Annotated in this window: 22 protein-coding genes and 2 tRNA genes; 15 read left to right on the plus strand and 9 right to left on the minus strand. The window is 45.0% G+C overall.

All coding sequences use genetic code 11. From position 1 onward, the window contains the following. Positions 1 to 15: 15 nt before the first annotated feature. Positions 16 to 2,475 carry a penicillin acylase family protein gene (locus AOC28_RS08470; RefSeq protein WP_072583545.1) on the minus strand — a complete coding sequence of 820 codons (2,460 nt, stop codon included), beginning with the start codon at positions 2,473 to 2,475 and terminating at the stop codon, positions 16 to 18. Between the two features lie 135 nt (positions 2,476 to 2,610). On the opposite strand from AOC28_RS08470, the gene AOC28_RS08475 reads away from it, so the two are divergent. Beyond that, positions 2,611 to 2,699, plus strand: a tRNA-Leu gene (locus AOC28_RS08475). 20 nt (positions 2,700 to 2,719) lie between these two features. Further along, a complete protein-coding gene (locus AOC28_RS08480) occupies positions 2,720 to 3,184 on the plus strand; it encodes a hypothetical protein (protein ID WP_237767778.1) in 465 nt (154 codons plus the stop codon). A gap of 3 nt (positions 3,185 to 3,187) precedes the next feature. Here the strand turns inward: AOC28_RS08480 and AOC28_RS08485 are convergent, their stop codons facing one another. The 5 genes from AOC28_RS08485 to AOC28_RS08505 are packed head-to-tail and all read right to left on the minus strand — an operon-like array spanning position 3,188 to position 7,354. After that, positions 3,188 to 3,601: a biopolymer transporter ExbD gene (locus tag AOC28_RS08485; RefSeq protein ID WP_072583546.1), complete on the minus strand. Its 414-nt coding sequence runs from the start codon at positions 3,599 to 3,601 to the stop codon at positions 3,188 to 3,190. A 2-nt stretch (positions 3,602 to 3,603) separates the two neighbouring features. After that, a complete protein-coding gene (locus tag AOC28_RS08490; RefSeq protein WP_072583547.1) occupies positions 3,604 to 4,296 on the minus strand; it encodes a MotA/TolQ/ExbB proton channel family protein in 693 nt (230 codons plus the stop codon). 5 nt (positions 4,297 to 4,301) lie between these two features. Next, positions 4,302 to 4,988, minus strand: coding sequence for an energy transducer TonB (locus AOC28_RS08495; RefSeq protein WP_072583548.1), 687 nt, complete (start codon positions 4,986 to 4,988; stop codon positions 4,302 to 4,304). Then, positions 4,985 to 5,791, minus strand: coding sequence for a glutamate racemase (gene murI, locus AOC28_RS08500; protein ID WP_072583549.1), 807 nt, complete (start codon positions 5,789 to 5,791; stop codon positions 4,985 to 4,987). The genes AOC28_RS08495 and murI overlap by 4 nt, the downstream gene beginning before the upstream one ends. A gap of 39 nt (positions 5,792 to 5,830) precedes the next feature. Beyond that, positions 5,831 to 7,354: a fumarate hydratase gene (locus AOC28_RS08505; protein ID WP_072583550.1), complete on the minus strand. Its 1,524-nt coding sequence runs from the start codon at positions 7,352 to 7,354 to the stop codon at positions 5,831 to 5,833. A 187-nt stretch (positions 7,355 to 7,541) separates the two neighbouring features. On the opposite strand from AOC28_RS08505, the gene acs reads away from it, so the two are divergent. The 7 genes from acs (at position 7,542) to AOC28_RS08540 (ending at position 16,430) form a co-directional block, all read left to right on the plus strand. Next, a complete protein-coding gene (gene acs / locus AOC28_RS08510; RefSeq protein ID WP_072583551.1) occupies positions 7,542 to 9,515 on the plus strand; it encodes an acetate--CoA ligase in 1,974 nt (657 codons plus the stop codon). Between the two features lie 57 nt (positions 9,516 to 9,572). Next, positions 9,573 to 9,663 (plus strand) — tRNA-Ser (locus tag AOC28_RS08515). A gap of 320 nt (positions 9,664 to 9,983) precedes the next feature. Then, positions 9,984 to 11,570, plus strand: a complete 1,587-nt coding sequence (locus tag AOC28_RS08520; RefSeq protein WP_072583552.1) for a type I restriction-modification system subunit M — start codon at positions 9,984 to 9,986, stop codon at positions 11,568 to 11,570. Further along, positions 11,567 to 12,745, plus strand: coding sequence for a restriction endonuclease subunit S (locus AOC28_RS08525; RefSeq protein ID WP_072583553.1), 1,179 nt, complete (start codon positions 11,567 to 11,569; stop codon positions 12,743 to 12,745). Before AOC28_RS08520 ends, AOC28_RS08525 begins: the two co-directional genes overlap by 4 nt. Position 12,746: 1 nt before the next feature. Then, complete coding sequence (locus tag AOC28_RS08530) at positions 12,747 to 15,614, plus strand: type I restriction endonuclease subunit R (protein WP_072583554.1); 2,868 nt, start codon at positions 12,747 to 12,749, stop codon at positions 15,612 to 15,614. A 19-nt stretch (positions 15,615 to 15,633) separates the two neighbouring features. Then, positions 15,634 to 15,963, plus strand: coding sequence for a hypothetical protein (locus tag AOC28_RS08535; protein WP_072583555.1), 330 nt, complete (start codon positions 15,634 to 15,636; stop codon positions 15,961 to 15,963). 20 nt (positions 15,964 to 15,983) lie between these two features. After that, complete coding sequence (locus tag AOC28_RS08540) at positions 15,984 to 16,430, plus strand: hypothetical protein (RefSeq protein ID WP_202816842.1); 447 nt, start codon at positions 15,984 to 15,986, stop codon at positions 16,428 to 16,430. Here AOC28_RS08540 and AOC28_RS08545 read toward each other — a convergent pair. Both AOC28_RS08545 and AOC28_RS08550 read right to left on the minus strand, forming a co-directional pair. After that, positions 16,413 to 16,754, minus strand: coding sequence for a hypothetical protein (locus AOC28_RS08545; protein ID WP_158009051.1), 342 nt, complete (start codon positions 16,752 to 16,754; stop codon positions 16,413 to 16,415). The genes AOC28_RS08540 and AOC28_RS08545 overlap by 18 nt on opposite strands. A gap of 52 nt (positions 16,755 to 16,806) precedes the next feature. Continuing rightward, positions 16,807 to 17,016 (minus strand): AlpA family phage regulatory protein, encoded by a 210-nt coding sequence (locus AOC28_RS08550; RefSeq protein WP_072583558.1) that lies wholly within the window; start codon positions 17,014 to 17,016, stop codon positions 16,807 to 16,809. A gap of 551 nt (positions 17,017 to 17,567) precedes the next feature. Here AOC28_RS08550 and AOC28_RS08555 point away from each other — a divergent pair. The 4 genes from AOC28_RS08555 to AOC28_RS08570 are packed head-to-tail and all read left to right on the plus strand — an operon-like array spanning position 17,568 to position 20,462. Further along, positions 17,568 to 18,509 carry a YdaU family protein gene (locus tag AOC28_RS08555; protein ID WP_072583559.1) on the plus strand — a complete coding sequence of 314 codons (942 nt, stop codon included), beginning with the start codon at positions 17,568 to 17,570 and terminating at the stop codon, positions 18,507 to 18,509. Beyond that, positions 18,499 to 18,741: a hypothetical protein gene (locus AOC28_RS08560; RefSeq protein ID WP_072583560.1), complete on the plus strand. Its 243-nt coding sequence runs from the start codon at positions 18,499 to 18,501 to the stop codon at positions 18,739 to 18,741. The genes AOC28_RS08555 and AOC28_RS08560 overlap by 11 nt, the downstream gene beginning before the upstream one ends. Further along, the gene (locus AOC28_RS08565; protein WP_072583561.1) at positions 18,738 to 19,142 is read left to right on the plus strand and encodes a hypothetical protein; all 405 of its coding nucleotides are present in this window, start codon (positions 18,738 to 18,740) and stop codon (positions 19,140 to 19,142) included. Before AOC28_RS08560 ends, AOC28_RS08565 begins: the two co-directional genes overlap by 4 nt. A 3-nt stretch (positions 19,143 to 19,145) precedes the next feature. After that, on the plus strand, positions 19,146 to 20,462 hold the full coding sequence (locus tag AOC28_RS08570; RefSeq protein WP_072583562.1) for a terminase family protein: 1,317 nt from the start codon (positions 19,146 to 19,148) through the stop codon (positions 20,460 to 20,462). Positions 20,463 to 20,569: 107 nt separating this feature from the next. On the opposite strand, the gene cadR is transcribed toward AOC28_RS08570, so the two are convergent. Beyond that, a complete protein-coding gene (cadR, locus tag AOC28_RS08575) occupies positions 20,570 to 20,968 on the minus strand; it encodes a Cd(II)/Pb(II)-responsive transcriptional regulator (protein WP_068949421.1) in 399 nt (132 codons plus the stop codon). Positions 20,969 to 21,066: 98 nt separating this feature from the next. Here cadR and AOC28_RS08580 point away from each other — a divergent pair, with 98 nt between their 5' ends. Next, a complete protein-coding gene (locus AOC28_RS08580) occupies positions 21,067 to 23,247 on the plus strand; it encodes a heavy metal translocating P-type ATPase (RefSeq protein WP_072583563.1) in 2,181 nt (726 codons plus the stop codon). 41 nt (positions 23,248 to 23,288) lie between these two features. Beyond that, positions 23,289 to 23,789, plus strand: a complete 501-nt coding sequence (locus tag AOC28_RS08585; protein ID WP_068949419.1) for a hypothetical protein — start codon at positions 23,289 to 23,291, stop codon at positions 23,787 to 23,789. Positions 23,790 to 23,800: the final 11 nt, after the last annotated feature.

Consider the following 23,800-nt stretch of genomic DNA (forward strand, 5'->3'; position numbering starts at 1 on the left):
CCTATGGCATGGAGGCTACTTGTTAACTAATTCTAGCTGGCGACCAGTCTTTTCTGGCCTCATCTGCAGGGGAAGGTACTCATTGTTTGCCCACAATGAGTTCATATTGCGATACAGCTTGCTTTGTACCCATCCTGATTGACCTGTCTGATATACAAAAAGTGATTTCTCAAGATCCGATAAATCATAAATTGTCCGTAAGCTTGACGCTTGCAATGTCTGATAGGGATTCTCCGTCTGAATCAGCTCAAGTCGTCCCATATTGACGGAAAAGCCATCCCCAGGGAAGGGGGTTTGGATATTAAACAAGCTTCCTAGTAGCGGCACCTTACTCAGTGGACGATGTTCAGAGATGGCGATATGGGCCTTACCCCAGACCCAAGTCTTGGGATCGTCACCATACTTTTTACTTAAGTAATCTAAGGCTTTATCAAGCGCCTTATTGGATGACTCCTGACAAGATTCAATCTTCTCGGTTTTAGGATCATCACACCAGGGGCTATTGGGATTTTTTACTTGGCGTATTAGTGGGGCGCGGTAGTTGCGTGCTCCATAATTTTCAGTAAACAGATAACTTAATCTAGAGAAGAGATTGCGGGTCAATTGGTCTGCCCAAGCGTTAAAGATAAGTGCGCCTACGCTATCTACTTTCATATTGCCATCAAAGCTTTTACCAATTTCCATTGCTTGCGCACTTAAGGGATGAGAGCTTTGGCTGGCCTTAAATAGTTCTAATAATGGTGTCGCCCCAAGCGATAGGGTATCGCCTTGCATAGCCTTCATATCGTCAGTCGAATGAATGCTTTTGGATTTGATGAGATCAACAATTCGGTCATAACGTGTTGGCAATTCCCAGTCGCCCGTTAAAGGATTGGGATCATTGACTGCAATAATTTTTTGATTAGCGGTTGCTATCCAGCCCTGTTCGGGATTATTGATAGAGGGGAGCTGCTCAAAAGGCACATAGTCGTTCCAGTCATACTGACGCTCCCAGCCTGGTGCTGGGGCTACGCCATAGAGGCCTTGGTGCAAGATCCTTTTGGGGGCGACCCCAGCTGCCTGATAAGCAATATTGCCTTCGGCATCCGCCATCACGACGTTTTGCATCGGGGCGTAATTTTTCCGTAGGGCTTGTTTAAATTGATCAAGATCAGCCGCATGATTCATATCCAATAATCCGATGACTGATTGGTTTTCAAGATCAAGTGCTGTCCAGCGTAAGGCAAGAGCAAAGCGATCCGTGTCAATCGTACGTTTGGCCTTTGCATAGGAATCAGAGATAACAGGCCCATGTCGTGTTTCTTTTACCAAGAAAGTCAGTGACGGGGATCCTTTGATATCAATAATCTCTTGATGCACTTTAAATGGGAGTGGTCCATCAGGACCTCGATACATGCCTGGATTCTTTGGGTCAATTTGCTCAATATATAAATCTTGAACATCGGCTCCGGTATTGGTAAAGCTCCATGCAAATTTATCCGTTCTACCCAAAACCACTGCAGGTATTCCGGGGAGAGTGCCGCCGATCACATTTAATCCAGGGGCCTCTAGATGGGCAAAGTACCAAATAGCCGGTGCGGAAAGTCCCAGATGAGGGTCGTTAGCCAATAAGGGCTTACCAGAAGCGCTTAACTTGCCGCCCACAGCCCAATTATTGGAGCCAATACCATCTCTTGCTCCCATTTGATCTAACTGGCTCAACTCGGTTGCGGGTAAGTTCTTGGGCTTACTCTCAATTGGACCTGGAGCGGGATGAAAGACCTGCAGATCTCTATAGAGCTTGGAAAAATCCATATTGCTGACAGGCTCATCATTTTCATATGGCTCAATCACCTCCCAAACTTGTTTTGTTGTGAGGTATTGGGATAACTCAAGCCTTTGTAATTCTTTCTGCCAATTTCCACCTAGGTCATAAGCCATCATCAGCATCCAAGCAACGCTATCCGTCGGAGACCAATGGCCTGGTTTTGAACCTGTTAAGAAATATTCAACCGGGAGAGCCCAACCCAATTGTGCATTGCCAGCATTGACACCATCGGCATAGGCTTGCAATAGACGTTTGGCAGAAACAGGGTAGCGATCAAATTGACGCTCAGCTGCACGTTTGATACCGAGGGTGCGCACAAAGCGATCAATTTTTACAGTGTCATGACCCAGGATTTCGGAAAGTCGACCACTTGCAATGCGTCGATTCATTTCCATTTGCCAGGAGCGTTCACTGGCATGTAGGTAGCCTAAGGCAAAGTAGGCGTCTGCCTGGCTTTTTGCATTAATATGCGGAACATCAGACTCATCAAAGGTGATGGCAACAGAATCACCCAGACTTTTAATTGTGCGTTTCCCGGAGATATTGGATTGGGCAGAATATAAATAGGCAAGAGTGACTGCTAGGCCAGTAATGAGACATAGCCCTATAAGCCACAGTCCAGCCCGTAAAAGCTTGGCGAGCCCCGATGATTTAGCCGGTAAATTCATGGAGATATTTTAGATGCTTTATTCGTCACGCCCTTGGATTGCGGGGCAAAAGGGGCTCCAGGGTCTTATTAGTGGCTTGCGTGCTAAAATTTCGCTTGTCTTGATTTATTTAGCACGGCTTTATTGTTGATGCGAGCCCGAGTGGTGAAATCGGTAGACACAGCAGATTTAAAATCTGCCGACTCAAAAAAGTCGTGCCGGTTCGATTCCGGCCTCGGGCACCAAAGACACTCATCCCTCATCTATGAATTTACCTAAACTTCTCATTTGCTCTAGCTTGATCTTTTCATCTCTTGCATGGGGCGTTGATGTTCTCGAATTTAATTGCAAGCGCTCGGAAAAGGGCTACACCGAAGAGTATGAGATGAAATTGATGCTCTCCTCGGGCGCTCAAAAGGCCAAGATCTTTTTAGATGGTCGTGACCTAGATCAGTCAGATATGTATGGAACACAAGACGTCAAGAGTATCACCTTGGCCCGCCCCAATATCTTGATATTGATCGAGGCGAATTTTCAGCCTGAAGAAATTATGGGGGTTTCTTATCCTGCAGGTAATGTCATCACCAACATTACGCTTGACCCAGTAACCGGTAAGTTCAAGAAGGTCGAGAAAATACAGGGTGGTATCTTGGGTGCAACTATTGGAAACGGCACCCACACTAGTGAAGAGACTTGTTTTCCCTCGAAAGCGCCCTACAGAACTAAATAAAACTTAGTTTGGCTCGGTTACAAACCCGAGCTTGGTTAAGCCAGCACGGCGCGATGCAGCCAAAACCTGCGCAACATATTCATACTTCACGGATTTATCAGCTCGCAGATTGATCTCTGGTTGAGGATCTTTCTGAGCCGCTTTTTCTGCATAGCCATCAAAGGTCTTTAAATCAATGGGGGTACTGTTCCAAAAGATTTGACCATTGGCATCAATTGATAGCTGAACTGACTCAGGCTTTACTTCATTGCGAACGCTATTAGCCTTTGGAAGCTCAACCTTTACTGCTTGCTGAATCACAGGCAGGGTGATGATGAAAATAATCAACAGTACCAACATGACGTCCACCATCGGCGTCATGTTGATTTCCGACATGATGTTGTCGTCGTTTTGGTCGTCTTGCATATGAAAAGACATGACTATTCTCCGGAGTTAACGCGGGCACCTGTAACGAAGTAGGCCAAAAGATCATTGCCAAAACGATTGAGGTCGGCAACAAATAATTTATTGGCGCGATTGATGGCGTTAAAGGCAAGAACTGCGGGGATCGCTACCGCTAATCCAAGTGCGGTCATGATGAGTGCTTCGCCAATCGGCCCAGCCACTTGATCCAGTTGTGCGCTTCCTGAGCTGCTGATGGCAATCAGGGCATGGTAGATGCCCCACACGGTGCCAAACAAACCAATAAATGGAGCAATAGCGCCAGTAGATCCTAAAAAGGTTAAGCCCTTCTGTAATCCCGCTGCAATGCTGTCAACGCTGTTCTTAAGGCTTCTTGCCATCCACTCTGAATAGTTCAGTGTTTGCAGTAATTCACGGTGATTGGTGGATTGACTTTGGTGGTGCGCAGATGCTTTGGTTGCTGACTTCGCAATTTGGTAGTAAGGGTTCATAGCATGGTTGCTAAATGCTTGTAGGCCTTGATCAAACGAAGTAGCGCGCCAGAATTGCTCAAGCTCAGTTTTGAGTTTACGTAGATTGCGTAAATCCCAAAGTCGAGTTAGGAAAATGACCCAAGTCACTATAGAGCAGGTCAGTAGGGCAATTGCCACAAATCGAGTAATCGCATCGCCTTCAAGCCAGAGATTTGCTATGCCAAATGGTGTATTCATATTGATTAATTCTTGAGATTAAATTTGATTAAAAGATTGGTGGAAATTCTTTGGGGTGAGCCATTTACTAAAAAAGGTTTAAAGCGATAACGTCTACCGATGTCAGTTGCAGCGCGATCTAGTCTGGGGAGGTTGCTAGATTGCAGTAATGCCACATCCTCTACGTTGCCGCCCTCATCAATAATTAAACGCACTACTACTGTACCTTGTTCCCCAGAGCGTTTAGAGAATGACGGATAGTAAGCATCTGCATCAGGCTGATAAACCACAATCAGTTTACCAATGTCAGTCTGAATAGGTGTACCGCTAGCACCCCCACTAGTAGCAGGGGCTACAGCAGCATTTTGTTGTGGTGCATCGGATTTGCTTTGAACTTGGTTCGCAGGCGTTGGCGGCTGTGCCTGTGTGGGGCTAGGCTTTTCTGAGGGCTTATCCTTTGGCGTTTCTTTAACCGCTTTCTTCTCTTCTTTTGGTTTAGGCGGAGTGGCAGCAGGTGGTTGTTGAGTTTTAGAGGCTTCAGGACTAACTAAATTTGCCATGACGCGCTCATCATCCATTTGCGGCGGGCGCTGACTAAAGTGCAAAAACTCGAGAGCAGGGAGTGCATGCAAGAGCACCACGATGCCAATAATGATTCGTTCAGTTTTGTTGAACGGAATATAACCATCTAATTTTTTCAGGAAAGTGCTCATCGCACTTCACCTAGGATATTTGCTTCTATGGAATGCAAAGTTAAATCGGCAGACATGAGATCTTGCGCCATCGACATCAGAATAGCCTCATCTTTGCTGCTGATAAACAACATCGATCCATGTTCTTTGCCACCGCTCTTTATATTGAGAGACTCTAGCTGTCTCTTCAGTTGCCTTACTACGGCATCACTAGTATCAATTATTATAATTGATTCTCCGAGGAGCTTGCGAATGGCATTTCTTAAAAAAGGGTAGTGCGTGCAGCCTAAGACCAAGGTATCAGCGCCTGCATCTTGAATGGGCTCAAGATGTTTTGCTAGCAACTCTAAGGTTTCTTCGCTATCCGCTTTACCAGACTCTATCAACGGCACCAATCCTGGGCCAGCTTGTTTGATGAACTGACAATCATTTGGCAGGGTATTTATTAACGCATTGAACTTATCGCTCTTGAGAGTCGCCTCAGTAGCAAGGATGCCGACTATATTGTTTTGCGATTGCATGGCTGCTGGCTTAATGCCTGGCTCAACCCCAATGATCAGAACAGAGGTTGACTCCCGAATTTGTTTAATCGCTTCAGCGGTTGCAGTGTTGCAAGCAACTACGATGGCGTCACATCCTTTGCTAGCTAGATAGTTGCAAAGAGCGAGGCTGCGCTTTGCAATCCACTCGCTTGATTTTTCGCCGTAAGGCGCGTTGGCTGAATCAGCAAGATAAATATAGTCATGCTGGGGCAGCTGACGCAGAGCCTCATCCAATATGGATAAGCCTCCAACGCCAGAATCGAAAACCCCGATGAGTGCCAATGTGGACTATGCTTGCTCTGTAATGAAGTTGTTAGGGTGTTAAGCAATCTTCACTGGAATGCCGGCAATCTTCGCTTGCCATTCACGGGGACCTTCATTGTGCATCGAGATGCCTTCTGAGTTCACTGCAACAGTTACTGGCATGTCTTTGACATCAAACTCGTAAATGGCTTCCATGCCTAAATCGGCAAAGCCAACTACTTTAGAAGTTTGAATGGCTTTAGATACCAAGTACGCAGCGCCGCCAACAGCCATTAAGTAAGCTGACTTATGTTTCTTGATGGCTTCAATCGCCTCTGGTCCTCGCTCAGCTTTACCAATCATCGAGATCAAGCCAGTTTTGGCAAGCATCATCTCAGTAAATTTATCCATACGAGTTGCAGTAGTAGGGCCTGCTGGACCAACTGCCTCATCACGTACTGGATCAACTGGTCCAACGTAATAGATCACGCGGTTTTTAAAGCTCACTGGCAACTCTTCGCCTTTAGCGAGCATGTCTTGAATGCGCTTATGAGCGGCATCACGACCAGTCAAAATCTTGCCGTTCAGTAATAGTGTTTCACCAAGTTTCCAACTAGCTACTTCTTCAGCAGTGAGGGTGTCTAAATTCACACGCTTGGATTTTTGAACGTCTGGTGTCCAAGTTACATCTGGCCAATCTGAGAGTGAAGGGGCTTCGAGTTTCGCAGGACCATCGCCATGTAAGTGGAAATGAATGTGACGAGTCGCCGCGCAATTCGGAATCATGGCTACTGGCAATGAAGCAGCATGCGTTGGGTAATCCAAGATCTTGATATCGAGCACAGTGGCTAAACCACCTAGGCCTTGAGCGCCGATGCCGAGTTTGTTTACTTTTTCATAGAGTTCGAGTCGTAGTTCATCAACGCGATTTTTAGGTCCACGCTCAATGAGTTCTTGAATATCTACGGGACCCATCAGTGCTTCTTTAGCCATGAGCATGGCTTTTTCTGGTGTGCCGCCAATACCAATGCCGAGGATGCCTGGAGGGCACCAACCTGCGCCCATTGTAGGAACGGTCTTGAGAACCCAATCCACAATGGAATCAGAAGGGTTGAGCATGACCATCTTGGCTTTGTTTTCTGAGCCACCACCTTTAGCCGCACAAATCACTTCAACATCATCGCCCGGGACGATTTCATAGTGGATCACGGCTGGGGTGTTATCACCGGTATTTTTTCGTTTGCCTGCTGGATCTGCCAACACTGAAGCGCGCAACATATTGTCAGGGTTAAGGTATGCGCGACGCACGCCTTCATTCACCATATCTGTGACGCTCATGGTTGCATCAGGCCATTGAACATTCATGCCGATTTTGAGAAAGACCACAGCAATGCCGGTATCTTGGCACATCGGTCTATGACCTTCGGCGCACATACGGCTGTTGGTCAAAATTTGAGCAATCGCATCTTTGGCACCATGACCTTGTTCCAATTCATAAGCCTTGCCCATGGCGGTAATAAAGTCCTTGGGATGGTAGTAGGAGATGAATTGAAATGCGTCCGCAACGCTTTGAATCAGGTCGTTTTGTTTGATATTGGTCATGGTTATCTGCTTATTTCCACATTATTAGTAAGGTTTGCCCTATTTTAAGGGTTTGCCATAGAGCAAATCCCCAGTGTTTTCACTTATCTTCTAAGGTCTTGAGACTCTAAATATGCCATTTTGCGACATTTTCTCGCATTTGTTGTTGATTTTAGATTATTGATTATTAGATAGAGGGCTGTGAAGCATGGAACCATTAAAGCAAGAAAACCGCGTTTTTAACCCACCTGCAGACTTTGTAAAGGGTGCGGCAATTCCAGGTATGGAGGCTTATAACAAGCTCTGTGCTGAAGCCAATTCAGATTACGACGGTTTTTGGGGTCGTCTTGCAAAAGAGAACCTCTATTGGAAAAAGCCTTTTACCAAGGTTTTAGATGAATCCAAGGCGCCTTTCTACAAATGGTTTGAAGATGGCACCACTAATGCTTCATACAACTGTTTAGATCGCCAAGTCGAGGCCGGCTTAGGTGACAAGACTGCCATCATTTTTGAAGCAGATGACGGCACAGTTACTAAAGTAACTTACAAAGAGATGCTCGAGCGTGTTTGCAAAATGGCAAACGCATTGCGCAAGATGGGTGTTAAGTCTGGCGACAGCGTCATCATTTACATGGCAATGACGATTGAAGGCATTGTTGCTATGCAGGCATGTGCGCGTATTGGCGCAATTCATTCTGTAGTGTTTGGCGGTTTCTCTGCCCAAGCATTGCGTGACCGCATTATGGACGTGGGCGCAGTTGCAGTGATTACTGCTGATGGCCAGTTCCGCGGTGGCAAAGCATTGCCACTCAAAGCAATTTGTGATGAAGCGCTTTCTACGGGCGAGTGCCCTAAGGTTAGGCATGTCATCGTGAGCAAGCGTACTGGTACTGATATCACGATGCAAGCAGGGCGTGACGTTTGGATGCAGGAGATCGTAGCCAATGAAGCGACAACTTGTGAGCCAGAGTGGGTAAGCGCTGAGCATCCATTATTTATTCTTTATACATCCGGTTCAACCGGTAAGCCAAAGGGCGTGCAGCACTCAACAGGTGGCTACCTTTTGTGGGCCATTCTCACAATGAAGTGGACTTTCGACATTAAGCCTAATGACGTGTTCTGGTGTACTGCCGACATTGGTTGGGTAACGGGTCACTCTTATATTACTTATGGCCCACTCGCAGTTGGCGCTACTGAGATCGTATTTGAAGGCGTGCCAACCTATCCAAATGCTGGCCGTTTTTGGGACATGATCCAAAAACATAAAGCCTCTATTTTCTACACAGCACCAACTGCAATTCGTTCATTGATCAAAGCATCCAGCAATGATGAAGCAGTGCATCCAAAGAGCTACGATTTGTCATCACTGCGCCTTCTAGGTTCTGTAGGGGAGCCAATCAATCCAGAGGCATGGATGTGGTACTACGAGCATGTTGGTAATTCAAAGTGCCCAATCGCAGATACGTTCTGGCAAACAGAAACTGGTGGTCACATGATTTCACCATTGCCAGGCGCAACCCCAATGATTCCTGGTTCATGCACATTGCCATTGCCAGGTATTCAGGCGGCGATTGTGGATGAGGCTGGTGTAGATGTTCCTAACGGTCAAGGCGGTATCTTGGTTGTGAAGCGTCCATGGCCTTCTATGATTCGTACGATTTGGAATGATGCAGATCGTTTCGTGAAATCCTATTTCCCAGAAGAATTGGGCGGTACCTTGTATCTGGCAGGTGACGGTGCAATCCGTAACAAAGAGACTGGCTACTTCACGATTACTGGTCGTATCGATGATGTATTGAATGTTTCTGGTCACCGTATGGGAACCATGGAAATTGAATCTTGCTTAGTGGCTAATCCTTTAGTTGCTGAGGCAGCAGTTGTAGGTCGTCCTGACGAGCTGACTGGTGAAGCCATTTGCGTATTTGTTGTTCTGAAGGGCGGACGCCCAACTGGTGATGAAGCCAAGAAGCTTGCTACTGAGCTACGTAACTGGGTAGGTAAGGAGATCGGCCCGATCGCTAAGCCTAAGGATGTTCGTTTTGGTGATAACTTGCCTAAGACCCGTTCTGGCAAGATCATGCGTCGTCTCTTACGTGTGATTGCTAAAGGCGAGGAAGTAACTCAAGACACCTCAACCCTGGAAAATCCACATATCTTGGACCAGCTCAAAGAGTCTCTGTAATAAGCTAAATCAAGATTTAGACCAAACCCCTTCGGGAATCGTATAATCATCGGTTCCGGAAGGGTGGATGAGCGGTTTAAGTCACACGCCTGGAAAGCGTGCGTAGGTTAATAGCCTACCGCGGGTTCGAATCCCGCCTCTTCCGCCAGTAGCACCCTGAGAGCCCCTATCCATGGGGCTCTTTCTTTTTGAGGGCTTTCTACCCACCACTCTACCCACCACTAAAACATTGTCTGAATTTGCTGTTCTGGATGGATCGGGAGGGAGCATTCTGGGTAAATAACTGGATTCCAGAAAAATCTTTGATTGGCGCCTTGAAATCACCATTAATCCCCTGTGTAGGCAGGCTAATGCCGAGCCAAGGAGGGTTGGGGCTAAGTTAAACTAAAAAATATCATTATTAGCGCTAGTAATGGCATTTTGATAATTCAGTTATCTGGGTTTTAAGCCCAAAATCAAGGGAAATAGATGTCAGAAGAGCAGCGTCGTCAATTACAGCAACAGCTATGGAATATTGCCAATACATTGCGAGGCAAGATGTCCGCAGACGACTTCCGGGATTACATCCTTGGCTTCATCTTCTACAAGTACCTATCGGAAAAAATTGCCAACTTTGCCAATGATCAGTTAGAGGGTGAAGAGCTGACATTTGAAACTCTTGATGAAAAATCTACAGAAGGTAAAAAATACCTAGAGGCCATTGAGGAGGCCTGCAAAGAAGAGCTTGGCTACTACCTTGCGCCTAGCGAAATGTTTGATCATCTGGCTAAAAAAGGAAACGGCGAACTAGGCTCCAATACCTTCATTCTTAGTGACTTAACTAAGGTCCTCAAAAATATCGAGCAAAGTACTTTAGGTACCGAGAGTGCTGAAGAATTTGAGCACCTATTTGATGATATTGATCTTACCTCAGCCAAGCTGGGCAAATCCGAGGATGAGAAAAACGATCTTATTGCCAAGGTGCTGGTTCATCTAAATGAAATTAATTTCCAATTGCGCGATGCTACGGCTGATGTCCTTGGCGATGCCTATGAGTACCTAATTGGTCAATTTGCCAGTGGCGCAGGAAAAAAGGCGGGTGAGTTTTACACCCCACAACCAGTCTCACAACTTCTTGCTGAACTGGTAACTCTGAATAACCCAAAACTCAGAAATGTCTATGACCCAACCTGTGGGTCCGGCTCACTCCTACTACGCGTAAAACGACAAGCAGAGTTTGTTGGCCACATCTATGGGCAAGAAAGAAATCCAACGACTTACAACTTAGCCCGCATGAATATGATTTTGCATGACGTGCACTTTAGTAAGTTCGATATCAAGAATGAAGACACACTAGAAAAGCCTCAGCATTTAGAAATGAAGTTTGATGCGATTGTGGCCAATCCACCATTTTCAACGCAATGGTCTGCCAATCCGATGTTTATGAGCGATGACCGCTTTAGCTCATATGGCAAGCTAGCGCCAAGCAGTAAAGCTGACCTGGCCTTCGTACAGCACATGGTTTACCACTTATCTGAAGAAGGTACCATGGCAGTCGTTTTGTCTCATGGTGCACTGTTCCGAGGTGGGGCAGAGGGGCATATTCGGCAGTACCTTATAGAAAAGATGAACTGCTTAGATGTCGTTATTGGTTTGCCATCCAACATCTTCTTCGGCACCGGTATTCCAACTTGTATCTTGGTAATGCGTAAGTGCCGCAAGAAGAATGACAATATTTTATTCATAGATGCCAGCAAGCACTTTGAGAAAGTCAAAACAACAAATGTGATGCGCCCCGAGCATATTTCCAAGATTGTTCAGACATACAGAGCGCGTAAAGCAGAAGATAAGTACAGTGCCATAGCCACTATTGAGCAAGTCAAAGAAAATGACTGGAATCTCAATATCTCAAGGTATGTGGATAGCTTTGAGGCTGAAGAGGAGATTGATTTAAATTTAGTTTCTGCTCAATTGGTCGAGTTAGATAAAGAATCCATTGATATTGACAAGGAAATTTCTAGTTTTTGCGAAGAGCTTGGTATTGAGCCCCCGTTTAGTAGGAGTAGACCGCAATGAACCTCCCTAATTTAAGGTTTCCTCAATATTTTGAGGGATGGACTCGGTTACCCATTGGAGATGTATGTGACTCCATAGTTCCTGGCCGAAATAAGCCGGTCCACTTTAATGGAGACATCCCCTGGGTAACAACGCCAGATATCCAGCAAAATGGGGTAATTTCTGAATCAAAAAAAGGCCTAAACATTAGCCGTAAAGAAGCTAACAATATTGGCTCAAAAATTGTCCCAAAAGATTCAATAGTTATCTCATGCGTGGGTGATTTGGGGCTTGTTGGAATTGCAGGTCGAGAAATAGTAATTAACCAACAATTACATGCATTTGTTCCCTGCGAAAAAATAATTCCGAGTTTTTTGCTTTACGCCATGTCAACTAAAAAATTATACATGGAAAAGATTGCAACTAAGACAGCAGTTCTATATATGAACAAGGCCGCCTGCAACTCCATTCCAATTGAATTTCCATCCGCAAAGGAGCAGGTAAAAGTAGGAAATTTTCTCTCGAGAATAGATCAAAAAATATCCCTCCTGGCCAAAAAGCATGAGCTCCTTTTTCAATACAAAAAGGGGGTTATGCAAAAAATCTTTAATCAGGAAATACGTTTTAAAGATAAGGCCGGACAGGATTTTCCGGAGTGGCAATCGCAGACATTTGATGATGTCTGTATTGTTAATATGGGGCAATCGCCAGAATCATCCAGTTATAACGAAGATTCAGTTGGGGTGCCACTTATCCAGGGTAACGCAGATATTTCCAATCGCTTAACTGTACCGAGAATTTGGACTTCTCAGCCCACAAAAACATGTGATTCTGGGGATTTGATCCTTACGGTCAGAGCTCCCGTTGGCTCGGTCGGTAAATCTACGACTAGAGCTTGTATCGGTAGAGGGGTCTGCTCTATGTCTCCAAAAGAAAATACCAGCCGAGATTTTTTATATCAACTCTTGTTTTGGTTTGAATCATTCAAATGGAAATCAATTGAACAAGGTAGTACCTTCACGGCAATTAGCGGAGGTGATATTCGCAGTCTAAAAGTTGAATTTCCATGTCTTGAGGAGCAGGTGGAAATTGCTAAATTCTTGGATTCGCTAGATTTGAAGATTAATTCAGTGCAATCCAAGCTTGAGTTAACCAAGCAATACAAGCAGGGCCTTTTACAGCAGATGTTTATCTAATATGGCCATCCAATCTGAAGCCGCTCTAGAAGAAGCGCTAATCAAGCAACTCCAGTCAATGGAGTACTCCCGCGTAGAGATTCTGGATGAATCTGCCATGCTGGCTAACTTGAGGCGCCAACTTGAGGTCCATAACGAAAACACCCATCATATTCCCAACCTTCGCTTTAGCGATAAGGAATATGAGCAGATTCTCAATAAGCTAAACACCGGTAACGTCTTTGACCGCGCTGAAATCCTTCGAGATAAATTTGCCTTAAAGCGTGATAACGGCGATGTTATATGGATTACCTTCTTAAATCATGTTGACTGGTGCCAGAATGAGTTTCAGGTCACCAACCAAATATCAACCGAAGGTAAGCGTAAGAATCGTTATGACGTTACGATCCTGATCAATGGCCTACCTTTGGTTCAGATAGAGCTCAAGCGTCGCGGTATGGATCTAAAGGTCGCCTTTGATCAGATCATCCGATATAAGCATGAATCCTATGATGCGGGCTACGGCTTGTTTCAGTATGTTCAGCTCTTTGTCATTAGCAATGGAGTCAATACCAAGTATTTCTCTAACAATAAGAGTATTAAAGAGTTCACCTTCAAGCAGACCTTCTTCTGGTCTACCAAAGAAAATAAGCGCATCTCAGACCTGCATGACTTTAGTGCTGAATTCTTAAAGCCTTGCCATATAGCGAAGATGATTTCTCGCTACATGGTTCTGACGGTAGACAAATTGCTTTTAGTAATGCGCCCTTACCAGTACTACGCAGTAGAGGCCCTAATTGAAAAGGTAAAAACGAGTAAGTCCAATGCTTATATCTGGCATACAACCGGCTCTGGCAAGACCTTAACCTCGTTTAAGACCAGTCAAATCATTGCTGAATTGCCCGAGGTTGATAAGGTGGTCTTTGTTGTGGATAGAAAAGACTTGGACTACCAAACGGAGAGGGAGTTTAACCACTTCGAAGAGGGTTCAGTCGACAGTGCGCCAAATACCTCAGAGTTGGTTAAAAAGCTGAATGACCCAACCTCTAGGATTGTTCTCACCACCATCCAGAAGCTGAATAACGCAATCACCCGAGATAGGCATGCCATCAAGATGGACGGCCTAAAAGACAAGAGGGTGATCTTCATATTTGATGAGTGTCATCGTAGCCAGTTTGGCGAGAACCACAAAAACATTAAGCAGTATTTCAGTAACTGCCAAATGTTTGGCTTTACTGGAACGCCGATTCTGGAGAAGAACGCATCTTCGCATGGTGGACGCAAGCAAACAACCGCCGATCTGTTTGGCACTTGTCTGCATAAATACCTTATTGTTGATGCGATACGGGATGAGAACGTCCTACGTTTTTCTGTAGAGTATGTCGGGCGTTATAAGAAAAAAGAATCTGGCAGCCATCTGGATATCGACGTCGAGTCGATCGATACCAAGGAGTTGATGGAGGCTGACGACCGGCTTAATAAGATCACTGATTACATCATTGATCATCATCGTCAAAAGACAAAGCATCCAGATTTCACTGCGATGTTCTGCGTTGACAGTGTAGATTCATTGATTCGCTACTGCGACTTATTCAAACAGAAAATCGCAGAAACGGGCTCAGACTTAAAGATTGCCACCATCTTCAGCTATCAGCAGAATGAGGCCAATCCTGAGGCTGATGGTACCGGTGGCGTAATTCCTGAGGATGATGGCGTGACGCCTGAAAAGGTGACCTATAGCCGAGACAAGCTAGATCAATACATCAATGACTATAACGAGATGTTTAGCACTAAATTCTCGACTAAAGATAGCCAGGACTACTACAACTACTACAAAGATATTGCTAAGCGCGTGCGTCAGGGGCAAGTGGACATCCTATTGGTTGTCAATATGTTCCTCACTGGTTTTGATAGTCCAAGGCTCAATACGCTTTACGTAGATAAGAACTTAAAGTACCATGGCTTAATTCAGGCATTCTCTAGAACCAATCGCATCCTGAACGATAAGAAATCACAGGGCAATATAATTTGCTTTAGGAATCTGAAGGAAAAGACAGATGAAGCGATTGCCTTATTCTCCAATAAGGACGCCAAAGAAACAGTACTGCTAGAGCCTTATGAGAATTACGTTGAGAAATATAACCTAGCGGTTGAGGCACTCCTTGCCTTAACTCCAACCGTTTCATCAGTGGATGATTTGCAAGATGAGAATGAGCAGCTGCTATTTGTAACGCGCTTTAGAGAACTTCTTAAATTAAAGAACGTAATCACTTCGTTTACTGACTATAAAGAGGGGGATCTTGCACTTACTGAGCAAGGTTTTGAAGATTACAAGTCTAAGTACCTCGATATCTACGAACGCGTCAAACATGAGAATGCCAAAGAGAAAGATTCCATTCTGAATGACGTGGACTTTGAGATTGTTCTCATTCATCGGGATCAAATTAATGTTGCGTACATTATTCTGTTATTAACCGAATGGTTAAAGAATGGTGGTAAAGGCAAAAAGGGCGAGGGAATCAAAAAGCAGATTGATGACTATCTGTCTGGCGAGATTCAATTGCGCTCTAAGAGGACCCTTATTGAGCAATTTATTGAAGAGAGCCTCAGCGGCCTATCTCCTGATGGAGTTGCAGAAGAATTTGAGGTCTTTTGGGCCAGGAAGAAGAAGGCAGCCTTTGATGCGCTTTGTCAGTCTGAGGGGGTTAATGGGCCGAAGCTTCAAGCTTTACTAGAGGGCTATGAATTTACAAATCAAGCCCCAAGGTCTGAGGAGTTAATTGAGGTTCTGGAACAAAAGCCAAAAATATTGGAGCGTAAATCAACTTTAGTGAGAGTTGGTGATGCTATTGCTCGATTTATTGATACGTTTATAGAAGGTATGGGTTGAGGCAGACCTCATTTTAAAAATGAATAGCTATAACGGATTTACCCCGAGTCAAAGAGTTAAGGCTCAGAATTGGCTTAATAAGCAATGGGCAAATGGTACATTGGCTAGACCAGCTAAATGCTGTGCCTGCGGCCAGACCGAGGGTTTGATTGATGCCCATGCTGAGGATTATTCGGAGCCATTTGAGGCAGGAAAAACCGATCAATTTCACCTTTGTCGTAAATGTCATATGCACGTACACCGTCGCTTTGCTAACCCTCAGAGTTGGCTTAGGTACAAGGAGTCAGTAAGTCAAATGACGATTGGTATTGATGGTATCGAGCGCAACGTTCTTGATAGGATTGGGTAGTTCTTAAAAGGATTTAGATAGTGAAAATACTCTACATAGATATGGATAACGTCCTGGTGGATTTCCCATCAGGAATCGCAAGAACCCCTGAACATATACAAGACCAGTACGAAGATAGATTGGATGAAGTTCCAGGCATCTTCTATTTGATGGATCCAATTCCAGGGGCAATTGCCGCATATGAAGAGTTGGCTACCATGTTCGACACCTATATCCTTTCAACAGCCCCATGGGGCAATCCAAGCGCTTGGTCTGATAAGTTGCTATGGGTGAAAGACTATCTAGGTAAGCCAGCATATAAACGCTTAATCCTAAGTCACCACAAGAATCTGAATGATGGAGATTTCTTGGTGGATGATCGCCTTAAGAATGGAGTAGATAGGTTTAAGGGTGAGCATATTCACTTTGCTACCCCTGAGTTTCCCGATTGGGGGACTGTTGTCCGTTATTTAAAGACTAAGACCTAGAACATTTTCGTGGCGCCATTGCCTGCCTAACTTGGCTTTGCTTTCGAGATACTCATAAGGGTTAAAGGTATCCAGATTATCAACCCCGCAAATGCATGGGACTGGGCCATAAGTTAAATACTCTTGCATCAAAGCGTGTCCAGCGAGAGATGAATATCGCGGTTTGCATAAGGCCCGATCAATTACTCTCCTGCATGCATCCACAGCATCCTTCAGATCCTCATAATCCCCAATTTGAATCCAAGCACTCTGATCCATAGGGCGTTTATGGTCAAAGACCTCAACGCTAAGTGGTTTGGATAAATTCACTGCATGCATAGTCATCTCCTGATTTTTCCGTAGGATAGATAGCATAAGCTCAGGAGATGTCCATGTTTCAATTGGTGGATTGCCCACTCCTTTCTCTAATAAAAGCCTGAACCTGTTCAATCGTCCAAAACGAAGATCTTCCAATCTTGATTGGTTTGGGAAACTCACCTTTCTGAACCATTAGCCAAAACTTAGATTTAGAAACTGGCATCACTTTCAATATTTGAGGAATTCTCATCAAAGTAATTGGTGGAATTTGAGTATTTGATTGACTCATCACCATCTCCTTAGCGGGCGCGTTTTACTTTTTTACGATAAACCTGCAACGCCATCTTTGCAGAACTCATTTTTGTGTATCCATAAGATCGATACAAGCTATACAAACGAAATGCCACCATTTAATTTAATCTCCAATTGTGTTTTGTTATGCATCATTTTGTGTGCTGCTGAAGTGCAATGTAGTCAATGAAATTTTGGTGGTCAATCAAATGTCAATACCCACTTTGAAGACGCATATTATTTTTTGACTACAAAAAAATATTTATTCATAGAAGTATCACAAGCCATATAAATAAATGGCTACAGCCTTGTCAGAACTTTCTGATAGCGCAAAGAGGTTGGTGGACACGCATAGATCAATAAACACTTTAGATGAAGACATTCATTCTTACGAATATCTCAAACATGGATTACAGCGAATTGATGAATAAATAAATTAAAGAAAAATTCAGAAAAAACGCGTTTGACGATACGCTTTCCGATTGTTAGATTCATCTCTTGCAAAAAATATTGCGCGCAAGAAAAAGAACTACACGGAGACAGATTGAGATGAATTACTACGAGCATCACATTGGAGATTACGCAGAAGCGACTGCGCATCTTACATTCATAGAGGATGCAACCTACAGCCGCCTCATCCGAAAGTATTACGCCACAGAAAAACCGTTACCTATCGAAATCAAACTAGTGCAAAGATTGATCAACGCACGATCAAAAGAAGAAAAAAATGCAGTTGTATCTGTCCTCAATGAATTTTTTACCCTCACTGATGATGGCTGGAGACAAGAGCGCTGTGACCATGAAATAGCCCGTTTCAAAGACAAGCAACTTAAAGCCAGGCGGAGCGCAGAAGGCAGATGGCAATCATTTCCAAATGATGATTCATCAGAAGAAAATCCATCAAATAATGGATGCGTTCGCAATGCGATCGCATTGCGAACGCAATGCTCACCAGACACCAAACACCAGTCACCAGTAACCAATCTCCATACGCCAGGCAAACAAAACAATGGGGGTGAAAAGGAAAAAATTTCCCAAGGACCACCCACGCTTGCCGATGATGAAAAGATTTTTCAGGAGCGCATCGAAAAATATAAAAGCTTTGCAGCCATGATCAGCAAGGAGGGCAGAGCAATTGCCGTAGACGATTACCGTATACGAGACATCGTCAATCTCGGGGTAACGGAAGCTGAGGTGGCAGAAGCTATCGCCACAGCAAAGGAAACACGTATGAAAGTCTCAAACCCAACCCCCATCAATGCAGGCTATGTGCTCGCAATACTCAAAGGGGTGCGAAAGAAGGCGGAAGCGGCTAGCGCAGACGAAGATGCCTGGTGGAAAACCAATGAGGGCATAGACATCAAGGCCAGGGATCTCGGTATGAGAGCGCAAGGAGCGGAAAACTACGAGAGCTTTAAAACCCGAATTTTTGCAGAACTACACAAGCGAAATGAGCGCGTAGAAGCCACGGAGAAACCCAATGCAAACTAATCCAACCATTGCAGGCGTTATTGATCGTCTAGACATGGAGGACTTCCCCATAGGATCAAAAGTGAAGACTCCTAGTGGGCGCATAGGCACCGTGGTAAAGCATCGCGGAGCCCAAAGCCGACATGACTTATTCCAAAGAATCATCATCGAGTTTGATGAACCCCTTGGAGACTCGGTAGCCTTGCAACCCCATCTTTTGAAGCTCATCAAAGAACCAACTGTCACCTCATGATTGAAAACAATCAAAAGAAATCAAAGGGTGGAAAAAGACAGGGGGCTGGTCGCAAGACTGGCAGTCTAACTAAGCGTACTCGCCAAATTGCTGAAGCTGTTGCCACCCAAGGGATCACGCCGCTGGAAGTCATGATGAAGGTAATGCACCAGCTATACGAAGAAGCTGGCAATGTTCAAGAAGAGGAACTTGGCGACAAGACGTTAGCAAATGAAGCTCGCATAAAGCTTCTGAACATGGCTGCCACCGTAGGAAGGCACGCTGCACCTTACGTACATCCCCGCTTATCTGCCATTGAGCACACAGGTAAAGATGGCGCACCCCTACAAAGTGGAGTTCTGGTCGTGCCAAGCGCTATGAGCATAGACGAGTGGGAGCAGGCTGCCCAAGCAAAACACTAGTCCATGAAAACCATCTGGGCACCATTGCCCGGTAGCCAGACTTTGTTTCTGACATGCCCAGTGTATGAAGTATTGCTTGAAGGTACTAGAGGTGGGGGTAAGACCGATACCTTACTCATGAGCTATGCCCAACATGTAGGTAGAGGCTTTGGTGATCACTGGCGCGGCACACTCTTTCGCCTGACCTATCCACAATTGGCTGACGTTGTTGCCAAGAGTAAGCGCTGGTTCTATCAAATCTTCCCGGGTGCCAAGTTCAATGAATCAGACTATGTGTGGAAATGGCCCACAGGTGAGATGTTGTACTTTCGGTATGGGGCCAATGAGGGAGACTACTGGAATTATCACGGACACGAGTATCCATTTTTAGCATTCGAAGAACTCACTAATTGGCGCAATCTCTCCTTCTACGAAGCAATGCTTTCAACCTGCAGATCCTCTTACCCAGGCATGCCACGGATGGTGCGAGCTACGTGCAATCCATTTGGAGTGGGGCATGCGTCCGTAAAGGAAAGATTTCAGATTGGGGCAATACCGGCAGGACAAATCATCAGGCAGGAGGGCGCGTTACCCAGAGTGCGAATTCACTCGACTATCTACGAGAACACCCACCTTCTCAAAAACGATCCCAACTACCTGATGAGTCTTGAGTCGCTGAGCGATCCAAACAGGCGTAGAGCCTGGCTAGAGGGTGATTGGGATATCCACGTGGGAAGTTTCTTGGAAGGCGTATGGCAGCCCTCTAGACACGTTGTAGAGCCCTTCGCAATTCCACCAACCTGGAAGGTCTGGCGCTCAATGGATTGGGGCTATGCAAGGCCATACGCCGTGTATTGGTTCGCACTATCTAATGACGGAGTCTATTACCTATGGAGAGAGCTCTATGGGTATGGAGATAAAGAAAACACGGGCACCAGAGAAGATGCAACAGTAGTCGCGGACAAGATTAAAAAGATCGAGATTCATGATCAACGCCTTGGCTATGAATACCGCATGAATCTAGCAGACCCATCCATCTTCTCCAAGATAGGAGCAGAAAGATCAATAGGACAAATCTTTAGGGACAAAGGTGTTAAATGGACCGAGGCCTATAACGCCCCTAGAAGTCGAGTAAACGGAGCACAAGAAATCATCCGGCTACTAGCTGAGGATAGACTCAAGATCTTCTCAACTTGTAAGCATTGGCTAAGAACTATTCCCCAGCTACCACCAGACTCATTAAATCCAGAAGATGTAGATACCGATGCAGAAGACCATGCTTGGGATGCAACTAGATACGGGGTAATGCGGGCGAGAAGAGTTGCAGATACTGTTGTCTGATAAGCGAAAAGTCTGCTTTACATCCCATTTCTGCCGTTCAACTAAGTTTTATGTGGTGCTGGACCGGCGGAGAACGGCCAATAAGAGGCGGTAGTGTCACCTCTTTTTTACTTCACGGGTAGCGATAATTTATTTAAGATCCCGCAGTGTGCTGAGTCCTGATTCGCATGACATTGTTTTCTGAGCAGCTTTAATTGTCGCTCAAGTTGGCGTAGCTCATTAATTCGATTGCTTACACCTTCAATATGGGCATCAAGCAATTCATTTACTGCATCACAGTTTTCATCGGGCAAATCTTTTAAGCGAAGTAATTGACGAATTTCACTTAAGGTCATGTCCAGCGAGCGGCAGTGGCGAATAAATGTAAGGCGTTGCAGGTGCTGATCCCCGTAGATTCGGAAGTTACCCTCAGATCGAGCCGGTTTTGCTAACAAACCCTCTTGCTCATAAAACCGAATAGTTTCCACTTGAGTGCCTGTGGCTGTTGCTAGTTCACCAATTCTCATTTGACCTCCAAGTTTTTACATTTTTATTCTAATCCCTTGACTCTATAGTTACTATAGGGTGTTAAATGTTCTATGTCTTCATCATTTAGGTTTCCGCTATGAGCGAATGCAATACCTCCTGTAGTTGTTCTACATCAACCCCTGTGACAAAGGCTTCTGAGATACGGAGCAAGAATAAGGCCATCTATCGCATTGAAAATATGGACTGCCCAACTGAAGAGGCGCTTATTCGCAAAAAGCTAGTTAGTGTAAGCGGCATTGAGTCGCTGGACTTTAACTTAATGCAAAGGATACTCACGGTTGGTCACAATCTCAACTCACTTGACGCTATCGAGTCCGCTTTGGGTTCAATTGGAATGCAGGCGGTGCTACAAAGTGGTCAGACTTCTACAAAGGACAGCTCGATTGAGCCTATACCTAAAAAAAATTGGTGGCCATTGGCTGTTGCAGGTATCACTGCAACCTTGGCTGAAATCATGGAATTGCTGCAACTTGGTAATCAGTGGATTGTCATTGCTCTAGTAATCGCCTCAATTGCTTCAGGTGGCCTGACCACCTATAAAAAGGGCTGGATTGCATTAAAGAATGGCAATCTCAATATCAATGCCTTAATGTCAATTGCAGTCACAGGCGCGATGGCGATTGGAAGTTGGCCAGAAGCCGCCATGGTGATGTTCTTATTTACTCTAGCTGAAGTAATTGAAGCCAAGTCATTAGATCGTGCTCGTAATGCGATTCGTGGATTATTAGACCTCACCCCTGAAACCGCAACCGTTCAGCAAGCCGATGGCTCTTGGGTGCTAACGGATGTAAAGGCTATCGCTTTAGGTGCTTTAGTTCGAGTGCGTCCTGGAGAGCGAATAGCTTTAGACGGCATATTAATAAGTGGTAACTCGGCAGTAAATCAAGCGCCAATCACGGGTGAGAGCCTACCCGTCGATAAGATAGTTGGCGATGAGGTATTTGCAGGAACGATCAATCAGACAGGATCGTTCGAATACAAAGTTACTGCAGAAGCGACTCATTCAACGCTAGCTCGAATTATTCATGCAGTTGAAGCAGCGCAAGGAAGTCGTGCGCCCACCCAGCGTTTTGTTGATCAATTCGCCAAGATCTATACGCCAGCTGTTTTTTTGCTTGCGGTGTTAGTCGCTGTTTTGCCTCCATTGTTAATGGCGCAGTCATGGCAAGAGTGGATCTATAAAGCATTAGTCATGTTAGTGATTGCCTGCCCTTGTGCTTTGGTGATCTCAACACCAGTAACGATTGTGAGTGGCTTAGCAGCCGCTGCAAGAAAAGGCATCTTAATTAAAGGAGGCGCTTTTTTAGAAGCAGGACGGAGCATGAAGGTCTTAGCAGTAGATAAGACAGGGACACTAACCTACGGGAAGCCTGCACAAACGGACTTTTTTGCATTAAGTAGCAATGACAAGCATATTCACGAAATTGCCATTAGTCTTGCAGCGCGATCTGATCATCCCGTATCTCTAGCAATTGCCCATGCTAATCAAGAGCAAAAGAATGATTTAAAGACTGTAGATAGCTTTGAGGCGATTCTGGGTCGCGGTGTCAAAGGCGTTATTGAGGGTAATTTGTATTACCTTGGCAATCATCGACTGATTGAAGAATTGGGTTTGTGCTCTGATGATATTGAGAATCGTTTATTACCACTAGAGCAGCAAGGCAAAACGGCGGTATTGCTTACCAACCAAACAGAGGTTTTAGCCATTATTGCGGTGGCCGATACTGTTAGAGAAACAAGCAAGCAGGCTATTGATGAGCTTCACCAATTAGGCGTGACTACCATCATGCTCACTGGTGACAATCAGCACACCGCTAAGGCAATAGGTAAACAGGTGGGTGTCGATGAGATTATGGGTAATTTATTGCCTGAAGATAAGCTCAAAATAATTGACAGTCGCCTAAAAAAGGATCCCAATGTAAAGGTAGGCATGGTTGGAGATGGCATTAATGATGCCCCCGCTTTAGCAAGAGCAAGTATTGGATTTGCGATGGGGGCGGCTGGAACCGATACTGCGATAGAGACTGCTGATGTTGCGCTAATGGATGATGATTTACGCAAGATTGCTACCTTTATTCGGCTATCCAAATCAACCGCTCTAATTCTGACTCAAAACATTGTTCTTGCTCTTGGCATTAAAGCTATTTTCCTTGTGCTTACCTTTACAGGGCAAGCCACGATGTGGATGGCGGTATTTGCGGATATGGGTGCGAGCTTGCTAGTAGTGGCAAATGGATTGCGGTTATTAAGAAGCTAGGTGTTAGTTCATATCAAGCAGTTAACTCAAGGAGTACTAAAATGAAAAAGCTAGGATGGGTTGCGATTTTAAGTTTAGGTGTTTTACTAAGTGCGCCCGTTTTGGCGCAAACAGCAGGGGCGGGCACTAAAGCCTCACAGACACAACAAAAAAATGTTGATGTAGCGGAGTTTGATAAGCAAGCCGCTCAAATTCAAGAGAACTTTAAAAAGATGCAACAGCAGATGGATCAGATCCGTGCAACTCAAGATCCGCAAGAAAGGCAAAAGCTGATGCAGGCTCACTGGAGCACAATGCAGGGCAACATGAATATGATGCAAGGCATGTGGGGTTCGGGAATGATGGGTTGTTGTGGTGGTAACGGCGGCATGATGGGTGGACACATGATGGGTTGGAATGGTATGGGCCCCTATTACTCTAAATTAACACCTGAGCAGTTAAAGCAACGCCAATACATGATGGATCAATACATGGGTATGCAGCAGAACATGATGAACCAAATGATGCAGCAGAACTATATGTGGATGGATCGGTCAAGGTAGTAACACACTAG

Origin of the sequence: Polynucleobacter sp. MWH-Adler-W8 (genome assembly GCF_001889925.1) — a bacterium.
Classification (GTDB): domain Bacteria; phylum Pseudomonadota; class Gammaproteobacteria; order Burkholderiales; family Burkholderiaceae; genus Polynucleobacter.